General features: G+C 38.5%; 14 protein-coding genes. All 14 read left to right on the top strand.

What is annotated here, in order from left to right:
• Nucleotides 1-428 precede the first annotated feature (428 nt).
• A complete protein-coding gene (locus tag G322_RS0112480; protein ID WP_022942104.1) occupies nucleotides 429-623 on the top strand; it encodes a Flp family type IVb pilin in 195 nt (64 codons plus the stop codon).
• Between the two features lie 18 nt (nucleotides 624-641).
• On the top strand, nucleotides 642-1,208 hold the full coding sequence (locus tag G322_RS0112485) for an A24 family peptidase (RefSeq protein ID WP_022942105.1): 567 nt from the start codon (nucleotides 642-644) through the stop codon (nucleotides 1,206-1,208).
• Between the two features lie 6 nt (nucleotides 1,209-1,214).
• Complete coding sequence (locus G322_RS0112490) at nucleotides 1,215-2,672, top strand: P-loop NTPase family protein (protein WP_022942106.1); 1,458 nt, start codon at nucleotides 1,215-1,217, stop codon at nucleotides 2,670-2,672.
• Between the two features lie 89 nt (nucleotides 2,673-2,761).
• The gene (cpaB, locus tag G322_RS0112495) at nucleotides 2,762-3,619 is read left to right on the top strand and encodes a Flp pilus assembly protein CpaB (protein ID WP_022942107.1); all 858 of its coding nucleotides are present in this window, start codon (nucleotides 2,762-2,764) and stop codon (nucleotides 3,617-3,619) included.
• A gap of 15 nt (nucleotides 3,620-3,634) precedes the next feature.
• Entirely contained in the window at nucleotides 3,635-5,119 is a 1,485-nt protein-coding gene (locus G322_RS0112500; protein WP_022942108.1) for a type II and III secretion system protein family protein, read from the top strand.
• 3 nt (nucleotides 5,120-5,122) lie between these two features.
• Nucleotides 5,123-5,389 (top strand): hypothetical protein, encoded by a 267-nt coding sequence (locus G322_RS20690; RefSeq protein ID WP_022942109.1) that lies wholly within the window; start codon nucleotides 5,123-5,125, stop codon nucleotides 5,387-5,389.
• Nucleotides 5,390-5,429: 40 nt separating this feature from the next.
• Nucleotides 5,430-6,770: a pilus assembly protein TadG-related protein gene (locus G322_RS0112510; RefSeq protein ID WP_022942110.1), complete on the top strand. Its 1,341-nt coding sequence runs from the start codon at nucleotides 5,430-5,432 to the stop codon at nucleotides 6,768-6,770.
• Between the two features lie 8 nt (nucleotides 6,771-6,778).
• A complete protein-coding gene (locus G322_RS0112515; RefSeq protein WP_022942111.1) occupies nucleotides 6,779-7,204 on the top strand; it encodes a TadE/TadG family type IV pilus assembly protein in 426 nt (141 codons plus the stop codon).
• Complete coding sequence (locus G322_RS0112520) at nucleotides 7,201-7,683, top strand: TadE/TadG family type IV pilus assembly protein (RefSeq protein WP_022942112.1); 483 nt, start codon at nucleotides 7,201-7,203, stop codon at nucleotides 7,681-7,683. The genes G322_RS0112515 and G322_RS0112520 overlap by 4 nt, the downstream gene beginning before the upstream one ends.
• Before the next feature lie 27 nt (nucleotides 7,684-7,710).
• Nucleotides 7,711-8,961 carry a CpaE/TadZ family protein gene (locus G322_RS20695; RefSeq protein WP_022942113.1) on the top strand — a complete coding sequence of 417 codons (1,251 nt, stop codon included), beginning with the start codon at nucleotides 7,711-7,713 and terminating at the stop codon, nucleotides 8,959-8,961.
• A 14-nt stretch (nucleotides 8,962-8,975) separates the two neighbouring features.
• Nucleotides 8,976-10,301: a TadA family conjugal transfer-associated ATPase gene (locus tag G322_RS0112530; RefSeq protein WP_022942114.1), complete on the top strand. Its 1,326-nt coding sequence runs from the start codon at nucleotides 8,976-8,978 to the stop codon at nucleotides 10,299-10,301.
• An 8-nt stretch (nucleotides 10,302-10,309) separates the two neighbouring features.
• A complete protein-coding gene (locus G322_RS0112535; protein ID WP_022942115.1) occupies nucleotides 10,310-11,278 on the top strand; it encodes a type II secretion system F family protein in 969 nt (322 codons plus the stop codon).
• 14 nt (nucleotides 11,279-11,292) lie between these two features.
• Nucleotides 11,293-12,255: a type II secretion system F family protein gene (locus G322_RS0112540; protein ID WP_022942116.1), complete on the top strand. Its 963-nt coding sequence runs from the start codon at nucleotides 11,293-11,295 to the stop codon at nucleotides 12,253-12,255.
• Nucleotides 12,256-12,263: 8 nt separating this feature from the next.
• The gene (locus tag G322_RS20700; RefSeq protein ID WP_022942117.1) at nucleotides 12,264-13,241 is read left to right on the top strand and encodes a tetratricopeptide repeat protein; all 978 of its coding nucleotides are present in this window, start codon (nucleotides 12,264-12,266) and stop codon (nucleotides 13,239-13,241) included.
• The last annotated feature ends 846 nt before the right edge of the window (nucleotides 13,242-14,087 follow it).

Raw genomic sequence — 14,087 nt, forward strand, 5'->3', positions numbered from 1 at the left:
AGTTAAGGAGAAAAATCATTCATCTTATCGGTGGGCATGCTGAATATTTGTATAAAATAGAAAAAGTCAGCTAGGGCTCTGATCAATGTCTGTTACAACACACATTTCTGCTATTTATTCACTTTACAAACAACTAGATATCGCCTTGCGTAGACCATTGCATGATGCAAAATGCAATAATATGACACAACGAAACCTCATATAACAATTCGCAATCCCATGATATTGATAAGAAAAACGTGTGATTTAGATCACGCAATTTCAGACAGGCATTAGCAATTTGGTGATATGTATTTCGATAAACACATTCTAATATTAAACACGTTGGTCGATTAATTAATTTAACCTCTCAACAAAAAAATTGTATGGATTCATGAATAGGCATAGTTTGCTTGTTTAATTTCAATATTAAAAGAGGTATTAACATCATGAATATTAAAAATCTATTAATCGAGTTTATTAAAGATGAAAGTGGTTTAACAGCGGTGGAGTATGCCATTGCTGGCGGACTGGTTGTTGGTGGCATGGTCACTGCATTTATATCATTAGGCGACGGAGCAGAAACTCAAATCCTGAAACTTGCGGATTGTGTGAAAAGTCCTAAAGGTGCTCTTTGTGTATAGTTGATAAAAGGGATGGTAATGGAAAATTTAGGGTTAATCTTCAAGTTGTCTATTATTTTTCTGGTATTTTTAATCGCTTTGTATTTTGATTTGCGTTACCAGCGCATCCCTAACCTTTTGTGTTTTGTTACGTTACTGCTTGGATTTATGGTGCAGTATTACTTTTCCGGCTGGGCTGGGCTGTTCAACGCTTTTATCGGTGCAGGCCTTGCTCTGGTTATTCTTTTTCCCGCTTTTGCCCTGAAATTACTTGGCGCGGGCGATGTCAAATTGATGGTGGCTATCGGCTCTTTTTTAACGGTGCAACTGTTACTTTGGTCGTTAATTTACGCAATTATAGCAGGCGCTATTACCAGTATTTTTTTAGCCTTATACAAATTAGGCTGGCAAAGATTTTCAGATGTTTTATTTCATTATCTGCGCTGTTTATATCTGCGCCAATTTATCAGAGCCAGTGACCAGACGTTTTTAAAGTTAAAAGTACCCTATGCCCCTGCACTGGCAATCGGTTGGTTATGGGCCTGCAGTCAAAATAGCGAAGTGCTGGCACTGATGTATAACCTTAACACGCAAGTAGGTGGGTAACTAAGTATGTTTAATTTTACAAAACAAACTAAAAAATCGCCTGTCAATATAATCACTACGGTATCCGTGCTGAATGAGTTGCAAGTAAAGTACAGTGAAAAAGATGAACCGTCGCCACTTTTGCAACCGTTATCACCCGCATCCGCTGCCAAGCAAGTATCAACTGAGAGCCTTGTTGCTGTGACTGCTAATGAAAATAATGCCAAGTTAGTATTGTTGGCACCCACACCAACCACGATTAAAGAAAGCGGTTTATCGGCAAGTTTGTTATTAGATTTAGTGGTCAAACATCTGCAAATAGCGGGGGTGTATACCTTGCGCGAGTTGTCCGAAAAATTAGCACTAACCGGTAGCATAGTGCAAATATTAATCGAGAAAGCGAAAACCTTAGCTTGGATTGAAAATAGACAAAGTACTAATGACGGGCAGATGCGTTATTGCCTCAGCCATTTAGGCAATTTACAAGCCGACAAAGCGTTTATGAAAAATGGTTACTTAGGGTGTGCGCCACTGCCTTTAGCGGAATATATTCGCGTGGCTAAAATTCAATCGAGTCGTGCAGCCCCTTTGTCTAAACCTGAATTAGATGCGGCATTTGAACATTTAACCTTTCCCGAAGAGCTCATTGAAAAAATAGGACCTGCTTTAAACTCAACAAAACCTATCTTAATTTATGGTAAAGCAGGCACCGGGAAAAGTTATTTTTGCCGTCATCTGAATCTGGTTTTTGGTGATCAAGTTTTGATCCCTTACGCAATAGAGGTCAATAATGAAATCATTCAAATATTTGATCCTGAGGTGCACCATACAAGTCTTCAAACAGACCATCGTGATTCATTAAAATTAAACAGTCGTTTTGATGGGCGTTGGCAGCTCTGTAAAAGACCGCTGATTATTACCGGCGGAGAGTTAACCTTAGATATGTTAGAGATTAGCTTTGACCGCAATACTAAAGTGTATAAAGCACCTATACAGCTAAAAGCGAATAACGGTATTTTGTTACTCGATGATCTAGGACGCCAAAAAGTGAGCCCTAAAGCCCTGTTTAATCGCTGGATTGTGCCCTTAGAAGAAAGAAGAGACTTTTTATCTTTACAATCTGGGTTGCATTTTGAGGTGCCATTTGAACTTTTAATGCTTTTTTCTACAAACTTATCACCCAACGAATTGATTGATGATGCCTTTTTACGCCGACTGGGTTACAAAATCCTTTTTTTGGGCTTAGATAAACAACAGTTTAAAGATATATGGGAGCAAGAATGTCGCGCCCAAGGGTTGCACTGTGAAAATGAAATATTTGAACATTTAATCAATGATTTTCTGATAATAAATGACAAAGATTTTCTGCCCTGTTACCCCAGAGATCTGCTTTCAATTATTCGTGATCAAGTTGTTTTCAAAGATTTACCAGAAATTGTTACTAAAGATTTACTCAATTTTGCTTGGCAAAGTTATTTTGTTTAAAAAGCAACCTTGTTTAATAATTGCATTTTATAAGTTACGCGCAGGCTACTTAGCAGCGCTTATAGAGCATCGATTATAGTGGAGGAGTTATGAATAAAAATACGTTGTTTTTTATCGTGCTATCGATAACTTTTGGACTCGGCGCGGTATTCATCGCCAATAATTGGTTACAAGCAAGCCTGCCTGAGGTCGTTGTTGCCGGGAAAGTAACTGTTTTTTCGGTCAATGTAGATTTACCAAGAGGCACACTGCTAGACGCTAAATATATTGTTGCTAAATTGGTGCCAGAAGAGATGCTCGCCAAAGGGGTTATCACCGAGCGAAGTCAATTAGAAAATATGGTGGTTAAACAGAAACTTTTTGAAGGCGATATTCTTAAGTTGCAACGCCTGGTTAAAAAAGGCGAAGGCAATTCTTTTGCCAGTTTATTGGGCAAAAATAAACGCGCCATCTCTATTCGCGTAAATGATGTGGTGGGGGTCTCGGGATTTTTGTTGCCGGGTAATCGGGTTGATGTATTAAATACCTATCACAATAGCAGTAAGAAAGTGATCACGGATGTCATTCTTTCAAATATAAAAATCATCGCAATTGATCAAAAAGCATCAGACGATGAAAATAAACCACAGTTAGTGAGGGCGGTCACCTTGGAAGTGGATCTTAGGGAAGCTGCAATACTCTTGAGTGCCAGAAATAAAGGCAGCATAAATTTAGCACTGAGAAACCCCAATGATCATTCCAATCCCGCTGGTTATTTACTCGATACTAAGGTGAAAACTGAAAATGCTGAGCGAGTTATCTCCGAAGATAAAAATTCCAGTAGTACCGATATTATATTAGCCAGTTCGTCGGTAAAAATATCACCACCAAGGCGCTATAAAATACGCACTAAAATAGAGATCATTCGTGGAATTAAACAACAATCAGTACTCATTACTGAGCAATGATAAAGGACTAAAAAAATGAAAATTAAACCATTAGTCGCACCCTTTTTGATTTGTATAATATTTGTTATGCCACTGTGCTTGACGGTGATAACCGCTAACGCTGGTGGCCCGGCGATGCAAGAAACGATCACAGAAAAAATACCCATTTTTAAATCACGCAATCTAAAAATGAAAGCGGACATTCATCGCGTTTCTATCGGCACGGAGGAAGTGGCAGATATCCTTATATTAAGATCCGATGAACTCTATGTCGTAGGCAAAGCGTTAGGCACAACTAATGTGATGGTCTGGGATAAAAACAACAACATTATCGATATCATTAATATAGAAGTTACCCATGATTTAAATAGTTTACGCGAGCGATTTTATCATTACCTGCCCGAAGAGAAGATAGGTATTGAGTCGTCGCAGGGGCAATTAGTGTTAAGTGGTGAAGCATCCTCTCTCGCGAAATTAAATTTGGCACTGGAGTTGGCGAGAGGCTATTCAGACTTGGCAACCGTCGGTAACCGTAAAAGTGAAGTATTAAATATGATGTCTGTTGGTGGTGGCCACCAAGTGATGCTTGAAGTCACGGTGGCAGAAGTGCAAACAGAAGTGGCGCGAGGTTTAGATTCGCGAATGATACTCAAGGGAGATGGTAGTAACGGTGGTGGCGGTATTATCAGCGGAGGAGATCTGTTAGCGATCATCGATCCGGTGTTAAGTCAGGGGCTCACTAATGGCCTATTTGGTACTTATTTGGGCAATAATATCTTATTCGGTTTTGCTTTTGATATTGCCAAACAACATGGTTTAGCAAGAGTATTAGCGGAGCCAAATATTACTGCACTAAGTGGCCAACAGGCAACATTTTTATCGGGTGGAGAGTTTCCCATTCCAGTCCCGAATGAGGATGGTATCACTATTGAATATCGAGACTTTGGTGTCGCGGTCACCTTTGTTCCCACGGTATTAGATTCTGGGAAAATAAATTTAAGCCTTAATGTTGTGGTCAGTGAAATAAGCAATGCTAATACACTGCTACTGCCAAATGGTGACAGCAATTCTAGTTTTATTGTGCCTTCATTAGTTAAACGTAGTACCTCAACCACAGTGGAGTTAGGTGATGGGCAAACCATTGCGATTGGTGGTCTGATCAGCGATAACGTAAGAGAGAGTGTTGATAAGTTACCCGGTTTAGGTGACATACCGATACTGGGTCAACTATTTCGCAGTCAACAATTTATTAAAGGGCAAACCGAGCTAGTGATTATGGTCACACCAAGATTGGTGCGTCCCTTCAATAAAAAAGGAGTCGCATTACCCACGGATGGTTTTGTTGAATCCTCTGATTTAGACTTTTATCTGCTCGGAAAAATGAGCGAACGTACGCTTAAAAACGGCGCTAACAATTCACCGAATAAAACCGAGCAGCTTCATGATCAGGCTATCCCTGATAATGGTGGCACCCAAGAAAAATATGGGCATGCGTTAAGTACAGATGAAGCGGAGGGCTAACATATGAAAACACAAATAAGTTCACTAAGCATGATCACGTTAACGATGGTAATGACGGCTTGTAGCATCGATCAAAACCATGAAATATCGGGTACTTATGCCGATATCAAGGAGATGCAGATACTCGACCCGATGGCGCCCGAGAACAATGCAGGTGTGGTTAACGCTTTAAATGGCGTTGTGGGTCAGAAAGTAATGCAAGGCTACCAAGCAACGACTTACTCTCCTAAGGAGGGGCGTGCAGTGGTCACGTTTTCAGCGATAGAGTAGAAATTTTCAAGGGGACTGAAAGTAATTCGAGGAGGTTAATATGATGAGTTTAATGCGCCATCACCAGCGCCAAGCACTTAAAAAGCAGCGAGGTAATATCCTAGTGATGTTTACTATTGGACTGTTTGCATTAATTGTCATGGCTGCTCTGGCGCTTGATGGTGGGCATCTTCTGTTGAATAAAAGTCGCCTGCAGAATATCGCCGATGCAGCCGCTTTACATGCGGCGAAAGTGATGGATGAAGGAGGCTCTCACTTAGATGCTCGAAAAGCGACCGTGGAAATCATCGCATTGAATCTTGCCCATCGTGATAAATTTGAAATTAGTGATGCTTTATTGCTTCCTGCGCTTGCTGATGTCGCGAATAGCATTGATATCACAGCAGCACTGCAGGTCGATTTTTCCATGCGCCCGGATCCGTTCGAAAGTTCAATGGATCAAGCCGCCCATTATGTCAAAGTTGAAATTAGCAACCTGCAATTAAACAACTTTTTAGCGGATATTTTTAATTTTGATAAACGGGTAACCGCGACGGCTTTGGCTGGAAAGAGTACAGAAATTACCTTTTGTCCATCTACGGTAGTACCCATGCTCGTTTGTGGTGATCCTTCAACGCCTGAGACAGGAAGTTTAAAACCGGACACAACAGATGACTATAATCTTGGTCATTGGGGGTTAGATTTTGACACTTTGTATGCGACTAAGATAGGGTCTGGAGAGACCTCCTTAGTCGGACCTGGTAACTTTCAATTAGTTGATCTGGGTGGTAATGCAAGTGACATAAAATTTCAAATGGCGGGGGCGGTTAGGAATGATAGCTGTGATTTGATTGCTGATATTACCGATGGTGTAGAAACTGCAACAGGGAATAAAGTGGGACTCGCAGATGGTATCAATACTCGCTTAGGTATATTTTTCGGAAACATGAAACAATACGAAGATCAGTTTTCAAGAGATAGCAATATATGTCAAGGAGAAGAAAGGATAGAAGCTGAGGATATTGATTACGCAATGGGGGTAGTGAAGCCAGAATCCTATTATAAAGCTTATCGCTTTTCTGATTATAAGGAGGGAGGTGATAATAGTATGTGTGCTGAGGACACCTCAAGTACCGCTAAAGAAGAATATGGTCGAAGAATCTTTAATATCGTAATTGCAGATTGTGGAGATGGAAACAATAATGGGACATCCACACTTGATTATCTTGGGTTGGGTTGCGTTTTTTTAACGCAATCAATGGAACATAGCGGTGATGCTCATATTATAGCTGAGATTATTGAGGGTTGCCCATTGGAAGGTAAGCTCAGTGGCATAGCAGAAGACAATCCAGGTCCTTACAAAATAGTGCTTTATCATGTGCCTGATAGCAAAGATTCTTAGGAGTTTTTATGCATAAACTAAAACAAAAACAACAAGGGTTAGCGGCAATCGAGATGACTTTAGTATTACCTGTATTGCTATTGCTGTTATTTCCGGTGGTTGAATTTTCTCGGCTGTTATATCAATATAATGCCTTAACCAAAGTAGTCAGAAATGCATCACGATATATTGTGAGTAATACTGGAAATATACAAATGACTGCTAATGCTTTCGCTCTTTATACTTATGGTGATTTGAATAGCAGTACCCCAATATTACCAAATTTAGCTGCCACTGATTTTAATATTTCATATGTTGGGGAGTTCGTTACAGTAACTGCCAGCTACCCGTGGCAGCCGATAATAGCAACAACACTGCCCTCTTTTGTAAGCAGTAAAAGTTTTGATTTAAGTTTTCCTCTGGTTACTACCTACACTATGAGGGTGATGCAATGATGTATAAAAAAAAACAAAAGGGCGTTTATACCATTGAGTTTGCTATTGTGGCATCGATATTTTTTATTCTCTTTTTTGCTGTTTTAGAGTTTTCTCGATTAATGTATACATGGAATGTGCTAACAGAAATTTCTCGACGTGGTGCCCGATTGGCGACTGTGTGTAATGTATTAGAAGATACTGATGATCAGCAATCGCTTTATCAATCACCCGCAGTATTAAATGCGGCTACCTTTGCAGATATTAATCTGCTCCCCAATTTAAGCTCGGCAAATCTTAATATTAGTTATTTAAATCTAAATGGCTCCACTGCGACTAGCTTTAGTAATATTCGTTTAGTTAGAGCTAAAGTGGTGGATTATCAGCATCAACTGTTAATTCCATTTTTTGATATCACCTTAAATTCACCCAGTTTTTCAACCACCTTACCAGCAGAAAGCTTAGGTGTAACAAGGTATAAATATACAGATTGTTTGTAGTCTTTTTTAACTTTAGGACTGTGTATTATGGAAAAAAATATTTTTAAAATACCATCACTAGCGAATGTTCAAGCAGAGACATCTCTAAGTTTGCAGCTCAAGAATGAGCTACAGATTTCTTTACCCATTTTGATTAATAGTTTATTGGTCTGTGCAGATCCTAATTTAAGTGCTCAATTGTCCAATGTTTTAAAAGGTGTTAAACATTTATTATTAAAAACAGAGCATAAAATCACTTTTGTTAATACCGAAGTGAACATTATATTGCTGGTTTTTTGCGGAGATGAAAACACCACTGCAACAGACATAGAAAAGTGTGCGCTCAAAAACATTCCAACGATATTAATTGGCGATAATATACCTGCGCTCATTATGCGTAAAGCGGTGCAATATCACATCAAAGATATTGTTCCTTTAACACCTTTTAATGATGAAATAGGTCCGGTATTAATAACCTTAGTGAATGAGATTTCAGTCAACATGAAAATGGCCCCCGTGGTGAGTATTATTAATGGTAAAGGAGGCTCTGGGGCAAGTTTTATTACTGATTGTTTAGGGCAGATTTGCGCGCAAAAAAGCGATGATAAAATTGTTTTATTTGATGGCGATTTTCAACATGGATCGCTCGCCGATATATTAGGGGTTGAGCCTCAATATTATTTGAGTGATGCATTAAAAGAGGTAGAGAAATTAGATGCGCTGTCGATTCAATCTATGATGTGCTCAAATAATAACTTAAGCTTATTACCAGTAAAACCCTATTCGCATCTGTCAGATTCCGTGCAAATTAACATTCCTGAACTGAGTCTTTTAATGAATAAAATTCGTTCCAACTTTCAGTTGGTGATTGCTGATTTCTCTCGGGGATTAGACCACTATAGTCTGCCAATTATTGATATATCAGAGATTATTTTTGTTGTTGTGCAACAAAATATCGTCAGCATACGTGAAGCAAAAGCATTAATTACCTACATGCGAGCGAGATTAGGCATAGAGCCACAACGCATACATTTAATCATCAATCGATTTTCAAAAAAACAAAACACCCTTAGCATTAATGATATCAAAGATGCAATTGGTATCAAATCTGCATTTATTATTCATAATAATTATGAACTTGCTAGTGCTTGCACGGATCTTGGAAAGCGTATTGGACAAGTTCACGATGCCAAGCAGATAAAAACAGATATTGGCAAAATCGTCGTTGATCTAATGCCTATTTCTCTTAAAAAAGGCAAACATTCTAGCGGTTTTTGGTCTCGTTTTATGGGTAATTAATAAGGAATAATATAATGGAATCCTTGCAAAATGATGAGCAACTAAAATATGGCGTAATTAGCCCAGAAGAGTTGCAAATTAAACAAGAAACATTTTCAAAATTATTAAAAATGTTAGATTTATCTGTGTTAGAAACCTTAGATAAAGAAAATGCCAGCGAACAGATAACTGAAATATGCCAGCAATTGCTTAATGAGGTACCTCGGCCCTTAAACTTAGTATCGCGACAAAATATCATCAAATTAATCATTGATGAAATACTCGGTTTAGGGCCATTAGAAATCCTGTTAGCCGATGCCACTATTTCAGATATTTTAGTGAATAGATTTGACAGTGTATATGTGGAGCGCTTTGGTAAATTAGAAAAGGTGCCGGTTACTTTTTATGATAACCGCCATTTGCTTACCATTATTGACCGTATTGTTTCACGTGTCGGCCGACGTATTGATGAGTCTTCACCCATGGTTGATGCGCGCCTGCAAGATGGCTCTCGTATTAACGCAATTATTCCGCCTCTCGCTTTAGATGGTCCATGTTTATCGATACGTCGTTTTGCGGTTGAAAAATTAACCCCGCAACAGCTTATTGATTACGGCACGATGAGTCCAGAAATAGGTGAATTCATTAATGCCATTGTATTAGGTAAATTAAATATATTGATATCAGGTGGCACCGGCAGCGGTAAAACAACCCTACTTAATATCTTATCCTCTTATATTCCCGAAAATGAACGCATTATTACCATTGAAGATTCTGCTGAATTACAACTGCAACAACCCCATACCGTCAGGCTGGAAACGCGCATCGCAAATATTGAAGGGAAAGGTGAAGTATTACAGCGCGATTTAGTGAAAAATTGTTTACGTATGCGCCCTGATCGCATCATCATTGGCGAAGTAAGGGGAGCAGAAGCCATAGATATGCTAGCTGCCATGAATACTGGGCACGAGGGCTCCTTAACAACCATTCATGCTAATACAGCAAGGGATGCATTAGGGCGAATGGAAAATATGGTGTGCATGGCGGGTTTTGATATGCCAATGCATAATATTCGCACTCAAATTGCATCGGCAATTGATGTGGTTATTCAATTACAACGCCAAGAAGATGGTTGCCGACGTATCACCAGTGTACAGGAAGTTAATGGCATGGAAGGCGATATTATTACCATGTCGGAAATTTTTAAATTCACCAGAACGGGCAAAGATGCTGATGGTAATATTCAAGGTGGCTATGCTGCAACGGGAATTATTCCTAATTTCAATCAGCAACTTAAATTAAAAGGCATTCATTTAAGCAATGAAATTTATGGTGTGGATTTTAATATAGCTAAATTTTAGGAGGGTATATGACAAATGAATATTGGTTTTTAATCTTAATATTTGTTGCTGTGGTCTTTTTATTTCAATCTTTAATGGTTTCGGTTTACAGCCCACAAAGAACCAAAACACGGGTGTTAAAAAAACACCTTAAAAATATATCTGATCAGCAGAATGTTCAACAAGTCGATTTAGTCTTAAATAAAAAGTTGGAGAGTTTACCTCGTTTTCTCAGAACATTGGAAGAGATAGGGTTTATAAACAATCTGACTTACAAATTACAATTAGGCGGGCGTAAACTTTTTGGTCATCAATATCTTTTTTTGGCTTTGTTAACGTCTTTTCTGATGGCGCCATTTATTTGGTATTTTACACTTGATGCGCTGTTTGTCGCTTTTACTTTTATCATTGTATTTTTTCTGTTTCATTTGAAATTAAACCGAGATATCAATAAGCGTCTTGAGAAAATTGAACAGCAGTTTCCCGAAGCGCTTGATGTATTAAAAAGAGGACTGCAAGCGGGTTATGCCTTTTCTGAAGCGTTAAAACTTGTTTATGAAGAAACTCAAGGTGAATTATCCAACGAGTTTTATATTTTATTTAGCCAAATAAACTTTGGAACAGATATTCGCAACTCCCTTTTATTGTTTGTGCAAAGAGTACCGATTACTTCGGCAATGGCGTTTGCCAGTGCTGTGAGCATCCAAAAGGAAACGGGTGGTAATCTCGCTGAAAAAATTGAAACCCTTTCTAGAGTTATTCGCCAGCGCTTTGCTTTTAAACGTCGGGTAAGAACCCTTTCTGCTGAAGGACGTCTTTCTGGCTGGGTACTGGTATTAACACCCTTTGCTTTATTTGCGGTGTTATACATAAACTCTCCCGATTATATCGCTACATTAACTGGGACACCGGAAGGTATTAAATTATTAAAGTGGGGTGGTTTAGGCATGATCTTTGGAATTTACTGGATAAGTAAATTAATTAAAATTGACCTATAAGAAAGAGTGAAATTATGGAATATATACTCAGTTTAATTAACACTTTTATTAAAAACCCACAAAATGCACAATGGGTATTTTATATCGTCGCTGGCGTAGCAGGGGTTACACTGGCGATGTCCTTAAGTTTGTTTTTTAGTGGTGTTTATTCACCATTAAAAAAGCAATTAAATAAAGTGACCAAGGGAACTAGCCCGGATGCCAGTAGCACTTTTAATAAGTCTTTAGAGCATACATTAACCAACCTTCCTTTTGCAAAACGACAATTTATGAGTGATAAAAAAACTCGGCGTTTATTAATTCATGCCGGATTTCATAATGAAAATTCATTAAAAATATACAATGCGTTAAAATTATTATTACTTTTATTAGCTACTGTGCTAGGCAGTATTACCATTAAGTATCTTCCTGAACTTTCTCCCATATTAAGCGCTTATATTTTTGTCATGATTGTAGGTTTCGCTTATTTATTACCGGGTTTGGCGTTAACCTATATTGCTAATGCAAGGATGAAAGCGTTACGAAAATTCTTTCCTGATGCACTCGATTTATTGGTCGTATGTTGTGAGTCTGGTTTAGGTTTATTGGAAGCTTTTCAACGTGTTGCTAATGAACTGGCATATGCTCACCCGCCGTTATCCCATGAATTAGGTCTAGTCTGCAGTAAAGTACGTGCCGGTTATTCGATGCAAGATGCGCTTCATGAGTTTTCTGAACGTACTGGCCTTGAAGACATTCGAGGCCTAAACTCAGTGATTGTGCAAAGTTTAAAATTGGGTACGGGCATTGCTGATACTTTACGATTATATGCCGATGAATATCGAGAGAAAAGATTGCAAGAAGCCGAAGAGATGGCCGCTAAATTGGGCGTGAAAATGGTTTTCCCAATGATGTTTTGTATCTGGCCTTCGTTTTTTATTGTTGCGATCGGACCTGCTGTACTAAAAGTAATGGCGGTTTGGGATCAAGCTTTCTAGGAGAACTCATGAATAGGCATAAACTCACGTTTAATAGCTACACTAAGATATTTATCTTACTGTTATCCGCTACCCTTTATGGTTGTAGTATGACCGATAATAAATCTGGATTAGCAGATGATAAATTGACGACTACAAGTTACTCAGAGGCATTTAATCGCGCTTTTCAGTTACAGCAACAAGGAGCCATAAAAAAAGCACTGTACTATTATATTGAAGCGTTACAGCATGCGCCAAATAATGCGCCTGCATTAGTGAAAATTGCAGATATTCATGTGTTATTAGGTAATGATTCGATAGCGACGCACGCTTATTTACAAGCGGTTGAACTGGATCCCAGCCTAACCTTAGCGTATCAAGGTTTGGGGCGCATAGAAATGGATAATCGTAACTATAAGCAGGCTAAAATCCACTTACAACGCGCCATTTTGTTAGACCAAAAACGCCTGCAAGAGCAAGGCGCAAACAAACAAGATGATTATTATCGATTAGATAATGACTCCCCTATCATATCTTACGTAACATCGGCTGTTATTGAGGATATGCAAAGGAGTTTTGCTTTAGCCAGAGTTTATTACCAGTTAGCATTAAATCAAAATACACAATCCGCTAATATTTTATCGAACTTTGGTTATTCCTATTATTTAACAGGCGAATTAAAATTAGCTGAGCGTTACTATAAACGGGCAATTAATGCCGATCCAAGCTTTAACCGTGCTTGGACTAATTTAGGCTTAGTTTATGTGCGTAAAAATCAATATGCGCGCGCGATAAAAACCTTCAAACAGGTAATGACTGAGTATGAAGCCTATAACGACTTAGGTTATTTTATTATGCTTGATGGTCGTTTGGATGAAGCGCAATACTTTTTTCAAAAAGCGATTGATCTATCTCCACGATACTTCAGAAAAGCATATTCAAATTTAGAACAAGTAAAAATGAAAAAACGTGATTTATTGTTGTTATCATCAAATGAGTCGCTGTAATGCTCGAGTCTTTTGGGAGGGTTATTATACCAATCCGCCTAAGTAACTGATCGTTTTTACTGGTTTAAATGACTAATATCTGTGTTGCATTCAATCGCAATAGCCGGCTGCTCTATTTGACTTCGTCAAACAGTACACAGTACAAAATAAATTACCATTTTGCTTATTACTCAATCATGCACCTTGACCTTAGTAATTTACCCTGCGTAAAACCTGATCTGTAATGGTATTAAGCCACATTTAACATTTCTATTGTTTCTGAGCAACGGCTATATAGCCATGATATTTCAAAATGCAAAGTCAGCCGAGATACTCGTCATAAAATGGAAGCCTAGCTGTTCTAAGTCGAAATTTCATAACAACGTAGATTGGTGCAAGTTGTCTTGCCCTACGGGGGACAAGCTCGAAAAACAGTTCTGTGTTGCAACAATCGGAAAGGGAATGATTACTTCATGTGGCGCCTGGAGTTGATTACCGAGCTTGGCCTGACAACGCTTAGTGAGGTAACATGGGTATATAATCAATAACCGAATTGAGTCGTTTATTGCTATAATAATGAACATAAAATATGACTGCATCGATCACTGATTAATGAATATCCGTCTATTCAAATATTCACTTTGCAAGCTTCTAAAAAACCGCTCTTGTACTGCGTTATTCCAGAAATTTTCACCTGATCATGCTTTTATACCAATCCGCCTAAGTAACTGATCGTTTTTACTGGTTTAAATTACTAATATCTGCGTTGCATTCAATCGCAATAGCCGGCTATTACTCAATCATGCGCCTTGACCTTAGTCATTTACCCTGCGTAAAACCTGATCATTATATTAAGCGGAATGGTAT

Source organism: Psychromonas hadalis ATCC BAA-638 (genome assembly GCF_000420245.1).
Classification (GTDB): Bacteria; Pseudomonadota; Gammaproteobacteria; order Enterobacterales; family Psychromonadaceae; genus Psychromonas; species Psychromonas hadalis.

Excerpts from the sequence above, each read along its gene's own strand:
- G322_RS0112535 (WP_022942115.1), top strand. The coding sequence starts at position 10,310 with ATGACAAATGAATATTGGTTTTTAATCTTAATATTTGTTGCTGTGGTC.
- G322_RS0112530 (WP_022942114.1), top strand. The coding sequence starts at position 8,976 with ATGGAATCCTTGCAAAATGATGAGCAACTAAAATATGGCGTAATTAGC.
- G322_RS20695 (WP_022942113.1), top strand. The coding sequence starts at position 7,711 with ATGGAAAAAAATATTTTTAAAATACCATCACTAGCGAATGTTCAAGCA.
- G322_RS20690 (WP_022942109.1), top strand. The coding sequence starts at position 5,123 with ATGAAAACACAAATAAGTTCACTAAGCATGATCACGTTAACGATGGTA.
- G322_RS0112500 (WP_022942108.1), top strand. The coding sequence starts at position 3,635 with ATGAAAATTAAACCATTAGTCGCACCCTTTTTGATTTGTATAATATTT.
- G322_RS0112490 (WP_022942106.1), top strand. The coding sequence starts at position 1,215 with ATGTTTAATTTTACAAAACAAACTAAAAAATCGCCTGTCAATATAATC.
- G322_RS0112510 (WP_022942110.1), top strand. The coding sequence starts at position 5,430 with ATGATGAGTTTAATGCGCCATCACCAGCGCCAAGCACTTAAAAAGCAG.
- G322_RS20700 (WP_022942117.1), top strand. The coding sequence starts at position 12,264 with ATGAATAGGCATAAACTCACGTTTAATAGCTACACTAAGATATTTATC.
- cpaB (WP_022942107.1), top strand. The coding sequence starts at position 2,762 with ATGAATAAAAATACGTTGTTTTTTATCGTGCTATCGATAACTTTTGGA.
- G322_RS0112480 (WP_022942104.1), top strand. The coding sequence starts at position 429 with ATGAATATTAAAAATCTATTAATCGAGTTTATTAAAGATGAAAGTGGT.
- G322_RS0112515 (WP_022942111.1), top strand. The coding sequence starts at position 6,779 with ATGCATAAACTAAAACAAAAACAACAAGGGTTAGCGGCAATCGAGATG.
- G322_RS0112540 (WP_022942116.1), top strand. The coding sequence starts at position 11,293 with ATGGAATATATACTCAGTTTAATTAACACTTTTATTAAAAACCCACAA.
- G322_RS0112520 (WP_022942112.1), top strand. The coding sequence starts at position 7,201 with ATGATGTATAAAAAAAAACAAAAGGGCGTTTATACCATTGAGTTTGCT.
- G322_RS0112485 (WP_022942105.1), top strand. The coding sequence starts at position 642 with ATGGAAAATTTAGGGTTAATCTTCAAGTTGTCTATTATTTTTCTGGTA.